The 18,308-nt window shown below is 40.2% G+C and carries 15 protein-coding genes; 10 read left to right on the top strand and 5 right to left on the bottom strand.

The window, feature by feature from the left end; translation table 11 throughout:
* Nucleotides 1–72: 72 nt before the first annotated feature.
* Nucleotides 73–1,281, bottom strand: coding sequence for a succinyl-diaminopimelate desuccinylase (dapE, locus tag ACTRWE_RS04725; RefSeq protein ID WP_462879564.1), 1,209 nt, complete (start codon nt 1,279–1,281; stop codon nt 73–75).
* Nucleotides 1,282–1,352: 71 nt separating this feature from the next.
* Entirely contained in the window at nt 1,353–2,771 is a 1,419-nt protein-coding gene (locus ACTRWE_RS04720) for an MATE family efflux transporter (protein WP_028835397.1), read from the bottom strand.
* Nucleotides 2,772–3,044: 273 nt separating this feature from the next.
* Between ACTRWE_RS04720 and ACTRWE_RS04715 the strand changes: the two genes are divergently transcribed.
* Nucleotides 3,045–3,698 carry an OmpW/AlkL family protein gene (locus tag ACTRWE_RS04715; RefSeq protein WP_013464458.1) on the top strand — a complete coding sequence of 218 codons (654 nt, stop codon included), beginning with the start codon at nt 3,045–3,047 and terminating at the stop codon, nt 3,696–3,698.
* A gap of 52 nt (nt 3,699–3,750) precedes the next feature.
* On the opposite strand, the gene ACTRWE_RS04710 is transcribed toward ACTRWE_RS04715, so the two are convergent.
* Nucleotides 3,751–4,287, bottom strand: coding sequence for a thioesterase family protein (locus ACTRWE_RS04710; RefSeq protein ID WP_016899430.1), 537 nt, complete (start codon nt 4,285–4,287; stop codon nt 3,751–3,753).
* Nucleotides 4,288–4,399: 112 nt separating this feature from the next.
* Nucleotides 4,400–5,956, bottom strand: coding sequence for a transcriptional regulator TyrR (tyrR, locus tag ACTRWE_RS04705; protein WP_013464456.1), 1,557 nt, complete (start codon nt 5,954–5,956; stop codon nt 4,400–4,402).
* Nucleotides 5,957–6,698: 742 nt separating this feature from the next.
* Between tyrR and ACTRWE_RS04700 the strand changes: the two genes are divergently transcribed.
* From ACTRWE_RS04700 to ACTRWE_RS04680, 5 genes are all read left to right on the top strand, one after another.
* Nucleotides 6,699–8,198: a peptide MFS transporter gene (locus ACTRWE_RS04700; RefSeq protein ID WP_013464455.1), complete on the top strand. Its 1,500-nt coding sequence runs from the start codon at nt 6,699–6,701 to the stop codon at nt 8,196–8,198.
* A 539-nt stretch (nt 8,199–8,737) separates the two neighbouring features.
* Complete coding sequence (hppD, locus tag ACTRWE_RS04695; protein WP_016899429.1) at nt 8,738–9,784, top strand: 4-hydroxyphenylpyruvate dioxygenase; 1,047 nt, start codon at nt 8,738–8,740, stop codon at nt 9,782–9,784.
* A gap of 197 nt (nt 9,785–9,981) precedes the next feature.
* A complete protein-coding gene (fahA, locus tag ACTRWE_RS04690; RefSeq protein WP_028835398.1) occupies nt 9,982–11,295 on the top strand; it encodes a fumarylacetoacetase in 1,314 nt (437 codons plus the stop codon).
* Between the two features lie 142 nt (nt 11,296–11,437).
* Nucleotides 11,438–12,601: a M23 family metallopeptidase gene (locus tag ACTRWE_RS04685; protein ID WP_033103845.1), complete on the top strand. Its 1,164-nt coding sequence runs from the start codon at nt 11,438–11,440 to the stop codon at nt 12,599–12,601.
* A complete protein-coding gene (locus ACTRWE_RS04680; RefSeq protein ID WP_013464451.1) occupies nt 12,591–13,073 on the top strand; it encodes a bactofilin family protein in 483 nt (160 codons plus the stop codon). The genes ACTRWE_RS04685 and ACTRWE_RS04680 overlap by 11 nt, the downstream gene beginning before the upstream one ends.
* Nucleotides 13,074–13,149: 76 nt before the next feature.
* Here ACTRWE_RS04680 and ACTRWE_RS04675 read toward each other — a convergent pair whose 3' ends face one another.
* Nucleotides 13,150–13,623, bottom strand: a complete 474-nt coding sequence (locus ACTRWE_RS04675) for a hotdog fold domain-containing protein (protein WP_033103844.1) — start codon at nt 13,621–13,623, stop codon at nt 13,150–13,152.
* 184 nt (nt 13,624–13,807) lie between these two features.
* Here ACTRWE_RS04675 and ACTRWE_RS04670 point away from each other — a divergent pair, with 184 nt between their 5' ends.
* The 4 genes from ACTRWE_RS04670 (at nt 13,808) to ACTRWE_RS04655 (ending at nt 18,308) form a co-directional block, all read left to right on the top strand.
* Complete coding sequence (locus ACTRWE_RS04670; RefSeq protein WP_013464448.1) at nt 13,808–14,983, top strand: multidrug effflux MFS transporter; 1,176 nt, start codon at nt 13,808–13,810, stop codon at nt 14,981–14,983.
* Nucleotides 14,984–15,208: 225 nt separating this feature from the next.
* Entirely contained in the window at nt 15,209–17,050 is a 1,842-nt protein-coding gene (locus ACTRWE_RS04665) for a S8 family serine peptidase (protein WP_033103843.1), read from the top strand.
* Nucleotides 17,051–17,195: 145 nt separating this feature from the next.
* Nucleotides 17,196–17,828, top strand: a complete 633-nt coding sequence (locus tag ACTRWE_RS04660) for a LysE family translocator (RefSeq protein ID WP_033103913.1) — start codon at nt 17,196–17,198, stop codon at nt 17,826–17,828.
* 15 nt (nt 17,829–17,843) lie between these two features.
* The gene (locus ACTRWE_RS04655) at nt 17,844–18,308 is read left to right on the top strand and encodes a methylglyoxal synthase (RefSeq protein ID WP_013464445.1); all 465 of its coding nucleotides are present in this window, start codon (nt 17,844–17,846) and stop codon (nt 18,306–18,308) included.

Here is an 18,308-nt window from a genome sequence, read left to right as displayed (position 1 = left end):
GTTAAAATATTAACTTAAGCGCCTAAGCTTGGGCGCTTAAACTTAAATACTTAAACTTAGGCAATTTAATATTTATCTAATCTCCTCATTATTAGATTGGCTAAATATATGTACTAATAGTTGGGTGTATATTTTCTCTATTTGTAACAAGTCGCTAATGGGTACATGTTCATTAACTTGATGAATGGTCTGATTTAAAACCCCGCACTCTATCACTTGCGTGTTTTTACTTGCAAAAAACCGCCCATCTGAAGTCCCGCCGCTGGTACTAAGTACCGGATAGCTTCCGGTCACGTTAAATATTGCCTGCTCTAGCTGGGCGAGTAAGCAGCGCTCTGCCCTATGGCTTGTATAATAAGGTTCACATGGACGCTCCCATTGCACCGTTAAATATTCGTTTAAATCATTCAGTGCAGTAAGTACCAGCTGTTTCACATCTGTACTTTTATACCCATGGCTGTAGCGAATATTAAACGTAATATCACATTGAGCAGGCACTAAATTATCAAGCACGTTATCAATATTAATACCGGTAACTTGCAAGCTTGTTTTTGAGCTTGGCTCATCTAAAAGCCAATCAATTTGGATTAATCTATTCACTACTTCAGCGCTGATATGCGCAGCATTGATGGTATTTTCAGGATAGGCCACGTGTCCTGCTTTTCCTTGAATAGTTAAACGCGCTGACAGCGCGCCACGTCGGCCATTTTTTATGGTGTCGCCCACTTGCAAATGACTTGTTGGCTCACCAACAATACAGCCATCAAGCACAACACCTTGTTGTGCTAGGCGTTTCGCAATCAACACTGAGCCATGCTCTGCTTCACCTTCTTCATCAGAGGTGATCAACCAATACAAGGAGCCCTGCTTTTGCTGCGCACTATGTATTAGCGACTGCGTTGCACTGAGCATGGCTGCAATGCCCCCTTTCATATCAGCGGCACCACGCCCATAAATCGCATCATTAATTATTTTTCCGTCAAACGGATCAGCTAACCAGCCACCTTGCGCAGCAGGGACCACATCAATATGACCAGAAAATGCCACCACAGGGCCTGCTCCAAAAGATATTTTAGCAATTAAATTAGTGACATTATGGGCACTAAACTGCTCAATGCTAAAACCTAAATCAGTTAGCTGATGTGCCAGCCACTCAACACCACCTGCGGAATTAGGCGTAATTGACTTAAAACGGATCAGCGTTTGTAAGTGACTGAGCGTTTTTAACTGTGGAATAGTTAAGTACGGCGCGGGTACTTTTTTGTTGATAGCTTTTGTCATAATAAACACACCTCGTTTTAGCAGTGTATTTATTACAACGACTTTTTATGACCGCATTATGAAAATACAGGCTAACGTGTGCCCTCTTCTATTAATGTTTCTCGTGTCACCTGCACAATGTGTTTATCTTCTTTGGTTAATCTGGTTTTTTTCCATGCGCCACGCATAAACCAAGCGAACGCTATCAGTGCGATGGTTATGTTCGTAATTGCAAACGAATACCATATTCCCTGATCGCCAAGCAAAGTGTGATTAGAAAGAATATAAGCGGCAGGAAACTGCACCACGCATTGTGATAATAACGCGATAATCATGGCATTAAGCATATTCCCAGAGGCACGAAAAGCAGCAACAATACAAAGCTGAACACCAATTCCCCCCCAGCTTAAACACATCACTTGAACAAACTGCGCGCCTTTATTTATTACACTGTTATCTTCGGGAATAAAAAATGCCACCAGCGTATCAGCATACAAGTAAGCAATGCCCCCAACAAAAGAAAGGCCTATTAATCCCCACATACTGGCAAGCTTCGTTATTTGCTCAGCCCGTTTAATATTGCCGGCGCCCATATTTTGCCCCACCAAGGTTGATACCGCCATTGATAAACCCATGGCAGGGATCATCACCATTTGCAAAATATTAGAGCCCACGCCATAAGCCGCAATGGTAACGGTTCCAAAGCTTGCCACTAAAAATGACATGATAATCAAGCCAAAAGCACGTGTTGATAATTCAATAGAGCCAGGCGCTCCTAAGAAAAAAGCCCGTTTCATATATTGCCAATCGGGATAGAAACTTTTTAGCTGTAATTGAATCCCATGGCGACCGCGTAAAAATATAATAATGCCCGCCAGCGCCGCTAAACTTTGTGTAACTAAAGTCGCCAGCGCAGCGCCCATAACGCCAAGCCCTTCAAAACGGCCATAACCAAAAATAAATAGCGGATCGAGAATAAAATTAAGTAACACGGTGGTGCTAACTATGATTAAAGGTACTTTAGTTTGCCCTATACCCCGCATTAGCGATTGGAACATAGCGTAAATAAACACAAAAATAACGCCAATAAAGGACACATGCATAAACTTAAGTGCATCACTGTAAACCGCCTGCTCAACGCCTAGCAGTTTTAAAAAGTATGGGGAAAGTACATAACCTAGAAGCCCTAACACTAAGGCGGTAAATGCAACCATTAACACCGTTTGCGCTGCAACATGGTTCACTTTATCTTGCTGACCTGCGCCCATGTATTGCGCCGATAATATAGCACCGGCCATTGCAAGCCCAGAGCCTATAGCAATGACTAAAAAAGTGATCGGGGTACTAATAGACACTGCAGCGACTTGGGTTGCTCCTAATCGCCCAACCCAAAATGCATCCGTAAGCTGATAAGCCGACTGCAATATATTAATGAGGATAATAGGAATACCTAATTTCAACAGCGCTTTAGCAATGGAGCCTTGAAGAAATAGTTGACCAGAGGGAGTCATGAGGTCGCTTACTTTTATTAAACCGTGAACATAGCCTTAGTTTAACAAAACTAGCTGATTATATTATGAATACTTCGTTTGCGGCTTGTATTTAAGTGATCAGTCAATAATTTTTAAGCACTAATTAAGTAAAAGTTTAATCTAAATCAATAAATAGAGGCTCTTTACTCATCCGCTTTTGAAACTTTGATCTAGAACAGGTTTTTATTTTTAACCTCGAGCAATAATAGCCTCAATCAACAAATAGTCACACAGTAGTTCACGGAGAACAACATGAAAACTAAACTAAGCATTGCAATACTTACTTCTTTACTGGCTCTTTCTCCTGCAGCACACGCTAACTTTAGTGTTAATGTTGGCGCAATTAATGTTAATCCAGATAACGATGGTTCAAAAATTAACGAAGCACCTACTCTAGGCTTAAAAGGCGACTCAGATACTCAGTTAGGTATTACTGTAGATTACGCATTTAACGACCAATGGGTATTAGAGCTTATTGCAGCAACGCCGTTTTCTCATGATGTAGAAGGTACTGGTGGTTTAGCTGGTAATAAAATTGCTGATATTAAACATTTACCACCATCACTGGTTGCACAATACCACTTTTTAGATAGCAGCTATGCACTTCGTCCGTTTGTAGGTGTGGGAATTAACTATACGACGTTCTTTGACGAACAGCCTTCTGCAGCACTTAAAGCAACGTTAGGAACTAACGATGTAGAAGTAAAACTAGATGATTCATTTGGTTTTGTTGCTCAAGTAGGTGCTAACTACAAGATTGATGAAAAATGGGGCCTACACGCTATGGTATCTATCATGGATATTGATACTGATGCGACTGTTTATGCTAATGGCGCAAAAGCATTAACATCAACCGTATCACTTGACCCTGTTGTTGCCATGTTTGGTCTTAAATACTCGTTTTAATAACGTTTATGTGTGTGTTAAAAAGGCCGTTAGGCCTTTTTTTTGCCTGTGTTTAGCGAGGTAAGTTATTTACTTTTTTTTGCTCAAGCATTTCTTTCCAGTGAATTATTTCAGCCGGTAAAATGGGTGCAACCCCGTCAAAGCCTGCAACCTCGAGCATATGCTCAACACTGACCACCCCTTTCTTACTTTTAAACACGCCGCGCACATAAGCAATGGCATGTAAGCCACGCTCTGAATGAAACTTTTGTTCAATGTAAAAGTATTTATGATCCCAGCCAACCAAACGCGTACTAATGGTAAAACGTTGCATTGGCTTAATATCGCGGATGTAGGTAATGGCTGTCGCATTAACAATAGGGAACCAACGACGTTTCATTATTTGCTTAAGCAAACCAACCCGTTCAGTCATCCAGGTACGCGACAAGTCCATCATCGCTAAATAGCGCGAATTGGTTAAATGCAAATTAATATCGCAGTCACTTGGTAATGCTTTGTAGTCTATATCAACCGTATCTAACAACGATTGATAGTCACGATTACGTTTAATTTTAAAAAATAACAGCAGCAGTCTAAAATATAAGTTCACAGTAGAGGTCTTACCAGTTGAGTTTTTATCAGTGTATCATAGCGATTGACTCCTTTGGTTGTTTTTAAACCAAGGAATCAATCACTAAATGAGGATGTTTGGGTATCTATTTTTAAACTTTAACCGTTTTGCGGTTAATGCCGTAATCACGCAATTTATTAGCCACAGCAGTATGACTTAGTCCCAAGCGTTTAGCTAACTGACGAGAGCTAGGATATGCAGGATAAAGCTTACGCAGTAAGGTGGCTTCAAAACGCTTAACCGCTTGATCAAGCGAGCCCTCAAAATCAGACTCTAAATAGCCTAAATCATGGGTAAACGTAGGTAACTGTAAATGTTCAACGCGCAGTTCACTGTCTTCTAACAACGATACCGCACGGTAAATCGCGTTTTCTAATTGGCGTACATTGCCAGGCCATGGGTAATCTTGTAAAAACGTTAAACATTCTTCAGATAACTCGGGGACTGTATGGCCATTTTGCTGCGCATATTTTTGAATAAAGTGTTCAGCAAGTGGCCCAACATCCGCTTTACGATCTCTAAGCGGCGCAATTTCCAGTGTTAATACATTAATTCGGTAGTATAAATCTTCTCTAAATACGCCCTCTTGAACCATTGCTGGTAAATCTTTTTGCGTGGCAGCAATAATACGCACGTTCACTTTAACTTCGTTTTCGTCGCCAACTTTTCTAAATGTACCGTCTTGTAAAAAACGTAGCAATTTAGTTTGTAGCTGCGTCGACATTTCACCTACTTCATCTAAAAATACCGTTCCACCATCCGCTTGTTCGAGTACACCACGTTTAGGCGCTGCGTTTTCTTCATACCCGGCATAACCGAATAGTTCGGACTCAGCAACATCATCTGGTAACGAGGCACACGATAAAGCAATAAATGGTTTTACTGAGCGGTTAGATGCATAGTGACAAGCTCGTGCTAGCAACTCTTTACCCGTCCCCGTTTCACCCGTAATAAGAATGGGAGCTTCAAGTTGCGCCATTTTTCGCGCTTCGCGAACCACACGGCGCATCGCCGTGCTAAAGTTATGAATAGTCGCGAAGCTTTCTTGGCCATAACGCCTAAAAGCACTCACTTGCTGACCTAAACGGCTTTGCGATTTTATATTAATTACCGCGCCCGCTAACACATCGCCTTCGCTGCCTTGAGGGACCGCAATAGGCAGAATATCAGCAATAAAATCTTCACCTGCTACTTCAACACGCGTGGTTTGCCCCAGTACTTCTTTGCCCTCTAACCAACGGGTAAAGTTAAAGCCTTTGAGCAAATTATTAATATTAGCACCGGTGACTTCTTTTTCTGTGAGTTGTAAATCTTTGCAGGCTGCGTCGTTACACAGGCGCACCCACCCTTTAGCATCAATAGATATAACGCCATCAGGAAGTGCTCTTAATAAGGTGTTAAGTTCGTTGTGCTCACGTTCAGACGGTAAAAACGCGGTTGTGCGTACATCATGTACACCATCGATTAAGCGAATAGACGGCATGATTTTTTGAAATTGTTCAAATTCAATCTCAGGAAAACTCACATACATACGACAATTTACTGAGTCGACTTCAATCCCTTTTAAGTCAACATTGTAGCTAACTAAAATATTAAGAATCTCTTGAGCAATACCAACTCGGTCTGCACAGTGAATATCTAAACGCATACACCCTCAGGTAAGGAAAAACTAGTTGGCGTGAATAATACGCTAACTCTGTTTACGAGCATAGTTTATTGTAAAGAAATTTGGACGAAAAAATGTTTTTTTACTAACTAGAGGGCTTTTTCAAGCACTTAACGAATTCAAGCTTGGCTGTTCACTAAAAGTCGGGGTTATTGCAACTCAATTTAGTCAAGCTGGCCTTGTATAAATTATATACTGCAATGAGCGAATCATTACTGTCCATACGCCAATATTCGCTCATGTTTAATCTAAGCGGTGATTATTAAATTAAAGTAGTAAAGGTTAACTATTATTAAAAATTTAGTAGCTGTAACTACCCGTAAAACAAAGCTTTTATTTGTTTTTTAAGGCGTGTTCAAACAATATAAAAGGTAACTTTGCAATGACAATGTTACCTATGATGTTAAAGATATTTTTTGATAAGTTTAGGTGTTTACTGCAGCAAATAGGGGTTCACACACTGGTATTTAACAATTACATAACCGATGTATGATAGCGCGCTCAACGCTTCCCCTCGCACAAAGGTCTATGTATACTTAGGCGCAATTGTAACTAGGATAAGGGTGTGACGCTTACCTAAACGTATAGCTGCGTTTAGCAAACCATTACCTTAGCTGCATAAAAACACTGATGATCGAGCATTTATTATACTTTTTATGAGTAAAAATTTAGCTAAATAAAAAACCACAAGGTCATCAAAACAATAATGAATTAGGAAGTAAATATGAGTTCAAATTCTGACAGTGGCTGGTTTGGTCACCCTAAAGGACTTTCAACCCTGTTTTTCACAGAAATGTGGGAACGAATGAGTTACTACGGTATGCGAGCGATGCTCGTATTATTTATGACAGCAAGTTTACAACAAGAAGGCCTAGGATTTACCGTTGCTTCTGCTGCTGCAATTTATGGCTTATACACAGGTTCAGTATACTTTTTAGGTTTACCTGGTGGTTGGTTAGCAGATAGATTGTTTGGTGGCCAAAAAGCAGTATGGTATGGCGGTATTATTATCATGTGTGGCCATATTATCTTAGCCGTGCCACATGAATATTCATTTTTCATTGGTTTGATCTTTGTTGCAACAGGTACTGGTTTACTTAAACCTAATATAAGTGCCATGGTTGGTCAGCTTTATACTGACGAAGATGAGCGCCGTGATGGTGGTTTCGCTATTTACTACATGGGTATTAACTTAGGTTCTTTAATTGGTTACTACGTGTGTGGTTACTTTATGGAAAACGTAGGTTGGCACTGGGCATTTGGTGCCGCGGCTGTCGGTATGGGTATTGGTTTAATTCAATACAAGCGTACACTTAAAAACTTACCAGATCACAGCGCCTTACCTGCTAACCCATTAAGTCCTAAAGGTACTTCGCGCGCATGGGGTGGTATTGCTGCATTTGTTATCGCGACCGCCGGTGTTACCGCTGCTGCGATGACGGGTGCTATTGTCATTAACCCATCGATTGTTGCAGGATACACCGCAGTTATATTTACTGTTATCTTTTTCGTTTACTTTGGCCTTATATACTTCAAAGGCAAACTAACCGATGCTGAAAAACAAAGAATGTGGGCGCTATTTTTAGTCTGTGTCGCTTCAGCCTGTTTTTGGTCTGGCTTTGAACAAGCCGGTTCTTCATTAAATCTGTTTGCTCGTGACTACACAGACCGTCTGGTTGGCACATTTGAAATTCCAACGACCTGGTTCCAATCTCTAAATTCATTGTTCATTATTGCGCTATCACCATTCTTTGCCGCTTTTTGGATTAATTTATCTAAAAAAATGGTCTCGCCTACTTACAGCGTAAAATGTGCGTTGGGCCTCGTTATTATGGCTTCAGGCTTTTTAGTAATGTTTATGGCAGCACACTATGCCGCTGAAGGCTTAAAAGTAGCACCTTATTGGCTTGTTACTACGTATTTCTTACACACAGTGGGTGAGCTTTGTTTAAGCCCAGTTGCATTGAGCGCTGTAAGTAAGTTATCGCCTCGCCGCTTTACTGGTCAAATGATGGGGGTATTCGTACTTACATACTCTATAGGTAACGTTATTTCAGGATTACTTGCTGGTAACTTTGATCCTAACAATGTTGAAGAAATCCCGAACCTTTACCTACAAATTGCCTTATTTAGTATCGGTGTAGGTATCATCTTAGTACTGATGAGTTTTAAAGCTAAAATATGGGAAAAACAAGGTTTAGAACAAACCGCACCAACACAATAATTTAGATTTATCACACGCATAATTATGAGCTTTGATAAATGATATCAAATACCTCCTGTAGTTAACTGCAGGGGGTATTTTTATGGCCGCTAGATTAAACCACACAATTTTTACATTCAGCCGTTTATTATTTATACCTCATCACTGTGCAAAACGAGTTCATAGCAGCAAACCATCAATACTCTTTGTTTTTATATATATCGCAGCTAACCAAACTCATTAAAAGTGTAAATAATAAAATACAAAAACCGCACTTTTTTTAGCGCAAAAAAACTAAAAACACATATAAATAAATTAAATTAAACTATTAATAATCAATAACTTAACAAGAAAATATGCACTTTTATCTCGCTACCTAATTTTTACTTTCACCTGCTCGTATGTAAATAAACAACATACTTTGATAACCGTCTCGTAAAATTTACACACGCGCTATTTACTAAATAACAACACCCTCTTCCCCAAAACACTAATCTGGTTAATCATGCAGGCAATACGATAACTAATAATCGCAGTGCTTAATTGCGGGAGTAATTATAATGAGTGAAGTAAATAACCCTTTAGGTTTGGTTGGTATTGAATTTACCGAGTACGCAACACCCGATGCCGATTACATGGATAAAGTGTTTACCGATTTTGGTTTTTCAAAGTTAAAAAAATTCAAAGGTAAAGACATTGTTTATTACAACCAAAACGATATTCATTTTTTACTAAATAATGAACGCGATGGTTTTTCAGCTGAATTTGCTAAAAATCATGGCCCAGCAATTTGTTCTATGGGTTGGCGCGTAGAGAACGCTCAAGCGGCTTTTGAAGCAGCGGTTGAGCGTGGCGCTAAGCCTGCTACTGATGCAGCAAATAAAGACTTACCGTACCCTGCCATTTACGGCATTGGCGACAGCTTAATATACTTTATTGAACAGTTTGGCGATAAAGGCTCTATCTACGCAAACGACTTTGAAGATTTAGCTGAGCAAAACGTCGTTAATGATAAAGGGTTCTTACGTATCGACCACTTAACTAACAACGTTTATAAAGGCACAATGGAAACATGGGCTAACTTTTATAAAGACGTGTTTGGTTTTACCGAAGTGCGCTACTTTGATATTAAAGGCCAAAAAACAGCCTTACTCTCTTATGCATTAAAATCACCTTGTGGCACTTTCTCTATTCCAATCAATGAAGGTAAAGGTAACGACAATAACCAAATTGATGAATACCTAGGCGAATACAATGGCCCAGGTGTACAGCATTTAGCCTTTTTAACTGATGACTTAGTGAGCTCACTTGATAAGTTAGATAAATCAACTATCGCAACTTTAGATATTATCCCTGAGTACTACGATACTATTTTTGACCGTGTACCATGGGTTAAAGAAGACAAAGAAAAGATTCGTGAGCATCAAATCCTGGTTGATAGCCAAAGCGAAGATTGCTACTTATTGCAAATTTTCTCTAAAAACTTATTTGGCCCTATCTTCATTGAGATGATTCAACGTGTTGACGATGGTGGCTTTGGTGAAGGTAACTTCCAAGCGCTGTTCGAATCAATCGAACGAGATCAAGAACGCCGCGGCGTTTTATAATTAAAATTATGACTCTAAAAAGCAGCGTATTTCGCTGCTTTTTGTCGTTTAATCGTAGCTAAGAGAGCTTATCTCTCTTTGCGTGTTTAAATCGCGCTTTTCATCACCATATAACTAGTAGATATTTAAAACTTGCTGGTGCTATGTTCTTATTTAATAAATTGATATGCGCGACCAACTAAACCAAAGGAAATGTAATGAGTTTAATTAACGAAACCCATGATATAAATTTAACTAGCTGGGTTGCATCAGCGAATGATGCACAATGTGACTTCCCTATCCAAAATCTACCTTTTGCCGAAGTACGTCGCAAAAATAGCAACGAAGCTTTCCGAGGCGCGGTTGCCATTGGCGATCAGGTTATTGATTTAGCAAAAGTAAATGAACTCGCTATTTTTAGTGGCGATGCTCAAGTCGCCATTGCTGCAGCAAGTAAACCTACACTAAATGAGTTTATGGGTCTGGGTGAGCAATATTGGTCAGCCCTACGTTTAGCATTATCGAAAGCATTACGTGAAGGTTCTGAGCATCAAGAACAACTTACACACGCACTTATTGCGCAAAGCGAGATTGAATTTGCTCTGCCGTGTCGCATTGGCGATTACACCGACTTTTACACCTCGATTTATCATGCTACGGCCGTAGGTAGTTTATTCCGCCCTGATAACCCACTGCTACCGAATTACAAGTGGGTACCGATTGGTTATCACGGTCGTTCGTCATCTATTGGCGTATCTGGTCAGCAGTTCCATCGCCCTAAAGGACAAACTAAAGCGCCAGACGCAGAAGTACCTTCATTTGGTCCGTGTAAGCGTCTTGATTACGAGCTTGAACTGGGTATTTACTTGGGTAAGGGTAATGAGCTGGGTGATGCTATTGCCATTGAAAATGCTGAAAAACATGTGTTTGGCTTTTGTGTTTTCAACGATTGGTCAGCACGTGATTTACAAGCATGGGAATACCAACCGCTTGGTCCATTTTTAGCAAAAAACTTTGCATCAACCGTGTCACCATGGATTGTAACTACCGAAGCACTTGCACCATTTAGAACAAGCTGGACGCGTGATGAAAATGATCCGCAACCATTGGAATATTTAGAATCAACGGCTAACCGTGATCAAGGCGCATTTGATATTCAAATGGATGTTAAAATTCAAACGCAAAAAATGCGTGATGAAGGCTACAACCCAACACAAGTGTCTAAATCTAGCTTTAAGCATTCATACTGGACTGTGGCACAAATGGTGACTCACCATACGGTAAACGGTTGTAACTTTATGCCAGGCGACATGCTGGGCTCTGGAACGCAATCAGGCCCAACTCATGAAGAAGCAGGTTCATTACTTGAGCTTTCTCGTGGTGGTAAAGAAAAAATCACCTTAAGCAACGGCGAACAGCGTAGCTTCTTGGAAGACGGCGACAACGTGATAATGCGTGGCTGGTGTGAAAAAGAAGGTTTTGCACGTATTGGCTTCGGCTGCGTGGAGAGTACGGTATTGCCAGCAAAATAATTTTAAAATCAATAAACTAGTAAAAAAGGGTGGCCGAATAAGCCGCCCTTTTTTATTAATTAAGCCATAGTTACAATTTTTTTCTGGCTTTTTTAGTTGAAATTGCTATCTTGAATCCGTTAATAGCCAGTAAATATGTGACATGTCTGTATTCATAAAATCTTTTTTTCATAAAAACTTCCCAGCTCGCCAGCTGCTTATTCGCCAAAATGGCGAAGTAAAGCATGTGGTTTTGGCACCATGGTTACAAGTTTCTGTACTCGCTATTATTATCACCGCTATTGTGTGGATGAGTCTCTCTAGTATTCGTGTGTATATGCAAACACACCAAATATCTCATATCGAACAAACTCAACTTGATAAGCAAGCGCAGTGGCAACAAAAAGTAAAGCAGCAGCAGCAACGCTATGCATTACAACAAGAACAGTTAGCTGAACTAGAACAAAAACAAGCTTTATTACAAGGTATGATTGAATCATTGCCTGCTTCTATTAGCAAAGACGCCATTAAATTAGAGGGTGAGCTTGACTCCTCCCCTATAAATGAGAGCGAGAGCGAATTCCATGAACCGCTCGAAGATGACAAGTCACAAAACAAACAGGCCCACAATAACGCCACCAGTTTTGAGCAGCGCTATACTTTACTAAATGAACAATACGATACTAATTTTACCTTATTAGCTGCGCAAATTAATCAACGCCACGACGCTATTTTAGAAATATTGCAAGACACAGGTCTCGAAAATGCACTCGCACAGCACCTCGCATTAGCGGCACAAACAACGGCGCAAGGTGGCCCGCTGGACATACTTGATGAAAGTAAAATACCCAATACATTTTTAGCAATTGCCGATAAGTTGCTTGTTTTAAATCAGCTAGAAAACTTTTTAACCGCCTTGCCGAACACATTACCCTTACCTGCCGCAAAATATTATATTTCGAGCAACTTTGGGCTTCGAAAAGATCCCATGAATAAAAGACGCGCATTTCATAAAGGCGTTGATTTAGCTGGCTGGCATAAAACAGAAATTTTTGCCCCTGCCGATGCAACGGTACGTCGAGCTGGCCGCAATGGTGGTTATGGTAACTTTATTGAATTAGAACATAAAAATGGCGTTGTAACGCGCTTTGGTCACTTAAACAAAGTTAATGTTAAAAAAGGCCAAGTTGTTGCAAAGCACGATGTCATTGGTTTAATGGGCAGTACCGGAAGAAGTACAAGTACTCATTTACACTATGAAGTATTAATAGACGACAAGCATGTCAATCCACTAAAAATAACAAAGGCGCTTTCTCGTGTTTGGTAAAAATAAACAAGCAAAAACGGACTCATCAATCAAGCGAGTGAGTCATACTCCCTCAATTATTTCTAACGATGTGCGTATTACGGGCTCTTTAGTTAGCCAAGGTGAAGTGCAACTCGATGGACGCATTGACGGTGATATTAAAGCTGAGCATTTAGTTATCGGCTCCTCCGGTGTTGTTGAAGGCGTTGTTGAGGCTAGCAGCGTTGTTGTTAAAGGTAAAATCATAGGCTCTTTAAATGCAAGCGAAGTGAAGATCGAAAATAATGCCCATGTCCTTGGCGATATTTTTCATGACACACTAAGCATAGAAGCCGGTGCGATTATTGAAGGTAGTTTAAAGCAGCGCTTTGAAAAAGAAGTCATTGAGCATGCTAAAGATAAACCAAAACCGGTTAACGATGTAAAAGCCATTGTTGATAATGAAGACAGTGGCCTTTCGTTTGTAAACAAGTCGTCTACTGCAAAAAGTTAAACCTGAACAAAAAATGGTTTAGTCAATAAACTAAACCATTGTTTTTAATACTTTATATAAAAATATAATTTAGCAATTACTTCTTCTTTGTGATGTACATGGTTATATCTGCAGTAAACACCAACTCATTTCGGGTATTATAAAGCTTTACCGGCACCACTAAATCTTCTTTATCAATCCATTGATGAGGCAACTCAATTTCAGCAATCGCAGTAACGTCTGTGTCTACCTTAGCTAAATATTGTACTGTCATACCCTTAGGTATCCAGCGGTGTGTTTTATGCGGTACCGTCGCATCCACCATCACTCCAGCACACAGCTCAGCCAAATTACATTGAGCAATCGCATGAATTGTCCCAATGTGATTATGTACACGACGTGTGTTTTTAACCACAGCACTACAGTGCCCTGCTTTTAAATCTAAAATAGTGGGTTTCATAGAGCCAAAATAAGGTGCCTTGAAACACACGGCTTTGCTGAAAAGCCAGTTACCGTATGGCCATTTTTTAAATTTATGCCATGTTTTTATTAATGCAGACTCATTACTCATTATTATTTTTCCATTGTCTTTGCTTAAAAAGCAAATTAACACATCGGATCAGTTTAAAGAAGTGTGATACTTAAACAAAAATAATCATAATAAGGTTAAAAGTAGGTAAGTTGGCTGATACATCGGCCATAAGCCCTTTCTTTTTCATCAGTCGCCACTTAAAATACCGACAAAAGGAGACCTGATGCATACACAGCCCGCTAAACCCAATTTTACTTTATTACTTATCTTAGCGTTACTCGTCATTTTTTGTCCGATGGGCATTGATATTTACCTGCCTGCCTTTCCCACTATCGCAGAGCAATTCTCAGTGAGCGAAAAGCAAGTACAGCAAACGGTGGCTATTTTTATGCTTACTGTTGGTTTGGGGCAGTTAATTGCAGGTCCACTCGCTGATCGTTTTGGCAGAAAGCCCGTCGCCTTAACTGGGGTCGCTTTGTATGGACTGGCGGCATTGGGTGCATATTATGCTCCTAGCTTTTTAGTACTGATGTTTGCTCGTGCTATTCAAGGGTTAGGCGCGTGCGCTACCTTTGTTGTCGCTTTTGCAATAGTAAGAGATAAGTTTGGTAGTGAACGCAGTGGCCAAATAATTACCTATCTAAACGGTATAGTTTGCTTTATTCCAGCATTAGCGCCCATTTTAGGTGCTTGGCTAACCGTACAGTTTGGTTGGCAAATGAACTTTCTATTTTTAACCGGTTTTGCATTACTGGGGTTTATTGTCACTTTGTTCTTGTTTAGGGAAACACGACCAGCAGACAGTCATTACCAGGGGCATATTTTAGATTTAAGACGCTTTTTCCCCATCATTTCAACTCCATTATTTTTATTTAATAGCTTGTTATGTATGGTCACTATGTCAGCTATATTGGTGTTTGTAACACTGGCTCCCGGTTGGCTCATTACTGAATTAGGTGGCAGCGTAGCCGACTTTACCTTTTGGTTCTCGCTCAATGCAGTGCTTAGTATTCTTGCTAGTTTTATTATGCCTATTTACATTAAACGTCAACCTAAAAGAGCCTTAAAAATAGGCCTTTTAGTGCTAGTGAGTGCCGGCTTACTTATGTTGTTATTAAGCCAATATAAAACGCCATTGGCATTAATGATCCCTATGTTCATTGCAGCATTTGGTTTTGCCTTGACACTTGGATCTGCCGCTGGGCGTGCTTTGAGTTTATTTCCTAAACAAGCAGGCACCGCCTCTGCTCTTTTGGGAGCAATGCAAATGAGTGGAGCAAGCTTATTGGTTTTTATTACTCAATACTTAAACTTATCAACCCCAGAGCTTATTGGTACGCACTTTCTATTATTAATTCCTTTTTGTTATTTACTGTTTCGTTATGCTAAATATGCTTAGCCACTAACGCATTTTCAATACTTCTCTCATTTTGGCTAATTCAGGTGCTACTTGATTAGCCGCCCCTAACCCAAACAAAACATATATTTTTTGTTTAAAAATAATTAATTTTTAGTTAAATAATTTCGTTTTTGTAGATAAAACACCTTGTTTTTTGCTTTTTATTATTTTAATGTCGGTTTAAGTTAACAAAAGGTTAACCAATTAATTCTAGGATATTATAATATGAAAAAGAATAAACTCGCCTTAGCATTAGTTCTTACTGGTATTTTTGCAGCCGGAACTGCCCATGCTGCAAACGATCGCTTCATCATTCAAGTTGATAATAATAAAAAAGGTGTTGTTAAAGCGCTTACTAAAAAACTAGGTGGTGAGATTAAAGTAGATGGTAATGGATTTATTGCCGCAAAATTTACTGGTCAAGATTTAAGTAGCTTAAAAGGCCTACTCAACAACCCACATATTAAACTCATTGAAGAAGATCATAAGCGTGTACCTATGTCATTATTTAACGATGATGTAGGCGATGCAATGCAGCAGCAAATTACGCCTTATGCCGTTTATCAATCACAGGTTGATCAAGTAACTTTTGATGCCAATGCAGGCATGAAAGTCTGTGTTATCGATTCCGGCTTAGATAGCTCAAACCCTGACTTTATTTGGGGCAACATCACCGGTGATAACGACAGTGGCACCGGTAATTGGTTTGATAATGGCGGCCCACATGGTACTCACGTAGCCGGTACAATTGGTGCTGCAGACAACAACCTTGGTGTGGTAGGTATGGCACCGGGTGTGGCAATGCACATTATTAAAGTATTTAACGAATCAGGCTGGGGTTACTCATCTGACTTGGCTCAAGCAGCAGATTTATGTTCTCAAGCAGGTGCGAACATTATTAGTATGAGCTTAGGGGGCGGCGGCTCAAACAGTACAGAATCAAATGCGTTTGCTAACTTTACCAATGCAGGCGGCCTTGTTGTTGCTGCCGCGGGTAATGATGGTAATAACGTACGTTCTTATCCTGCAGGCTACCCGTCAGTTATGATGGTTGGTGCTAATGATGCCAATAATCAAATTGCTGATTTTTCACAATTCCCAAGTTGTTCATCAGGTCGTGGTAAACGTGCAACAAACGATGAAACCATTTGTGTAGAAGTAACAGCCGGTGGTGTTGATACGCTATCAACCTACCCTGCAGGTATGGCTACAGCAGCGAGTATGTCAGCCGATGGCACAGCATATAATTCATCAGCAATGGAAAATGCAGGTCAAGTCACGGCGAGTGCCTACTTTATGGGGACCGGCGAAACAGTTGATCCAGCAGCGGCTGGTAAAGTATGTATGATTGACCGCGGCGTTGTTTCATTTTATGACAAAGTTGCTAACTGTGAAAACTCAGGCGGTTTAGGTGCGGTTATTATCAACAATGAAGCCGGCATGTTATACGCAACACTAGGTGATACCAACGATACTTCAATTCCTGCTGTAGGCGCTGCATTTGAAGATCGTAGCGCATTAGTTGCTAGTACAAACGTGACAATTAATATTGGCGCAACTGATTATGGTTTTATGAGTGGAACGTCAATGGCAACGCCTGCAGTTTCAGGTATTGCTGCGCTAGTATGGTCTAACCATAGCGACTGTACAGGCACAGAAATTCGCGATGCGTTAAAAGCAACTGCGCAAGATCAAGGGGCTGCTGGTCGTGATGATTACTTTGGCTATGGTATTGTAAAAGCGGCAGACGCTGATGCTTACCTTACAGCAAACGGCTGTGCGGGTGGCGATACTGGTGGTGTTGATCCAGAGCCAGGCGTAGATGATATCTCTCTTAGCGCTTCAGGTTACAAATCAAAAGGCACTAAATTTGTTGATTTAAGTTGGAATGGCGCAGCAACAAGCCAAGTTGATATCTACCGCAATGGTAGCAAAGTCATTACCACTGCAAATAATAATGCCTACACCGACAGTATAAATACTAAAGGGGGTGGTACGTATACATATCAAGTATGTGAAGCGCTGAGCACTACGGTGTGTTCAAATAATATCACCGTTAGTTTTTAATAAATTTAGCACTTCGTTATGTTTAAAAGTATAACGGCTAGTTTTATAACAACTTAGTATCCTCAACTTAGCGGGCAATATGCCCGCTTTTTATTTTTCTCATTGCTTGATAAAATCACTTACCACTTCTTTTTCGTACTATTTAATGATCAACCCTGACTTTTTGCTCTCATTTTTACTCGCCAGCTTTTTAATGGCCGTTGCGCCTGGGCCATCAAACGCGTTTTTAATGGCACAAACATTTGCTAACGGGCGAAAAGCAGGTATGCAAAGTGCTTTTGGCTTTGCCTTAGGTGGCGTAGTACATACATTTTTTGCAGTTATTGGTTTAAGTGCTATTTTAAAAGCCTCTGAAACAGCCTATGCCAGCGTACAATATGCAGGTGCAGCCTATTTATGTTACTTAGGTTTTATGATGCTTAAAGGCACGTTTATGCCACCATCTTGTGAGCAAAGCGATAAACCGCATGTTACAACCAATAAAAACAAAAATGTCATGTTTCAAGCCATGATGACAGAAGTGCTTAATCCTAAGGTGGCTTTGTTTTTTATTGCTTTTATCCCACAATTTGTTGACCCTAGCTTGTCATCTGCAACCTTTCAGCTGGCATTTTTTGGGCTACTTTATCCAATCTTTGCTTTTCCGATTGACTGCACGTATATTTATTTCGGCGATAAAATAGCTCAATTTTTTAGAAATCACCCAAATAGCCAGCTCTGGATTGATAGGTTCACAGGCATTGTATTTATTGCCTTGGCTATCAATTTATTACTCTAACTAATAAGAATCAGCATGGATCAAAAAATACAATCTCTACCTGCGCAAAAAAATATAGCCTTAGTAGCACATGACGGCAAAAAAGCCGCGCTTAAGTTATGGTGTGAAAAACATAAGGCCACTCTAAGTAAACACACTTTATATGGCACAGGGACTACTGGGCATTTAATTGAGAAAACAACAGGGCTTGATGTTATTCAATTATTAAGTGGCCCTATGGGCGGCGATCAACAACTCGGGGCGAAAATAGCGGAGCATGAAATACATGTATTAGTCTTTTTTTGGGACCCTTTAGCCTCGCAACCTCATGATCCTGATGTTAAAGCTCTGCTACGTTTAGCTGCTGTGTGGAATATTCCTGTGGCGTGTAATGAAGTGAGTGCCGATATGCTACTTAGCTCACCATTAATGGATATAGAGCTTGAGCGAACATTGCCAGATTACGAAAAATACCTCGCAACCCGACAAATATCTCTATAG

The sequence above is a fragment of the Pseudoalteromonas sp. G5_S1_54_S4 genome (genome assembly GCF_054968565.1).
This window is presented reverse-complemented; position numbering and strand designations above follow the sequence as displayed.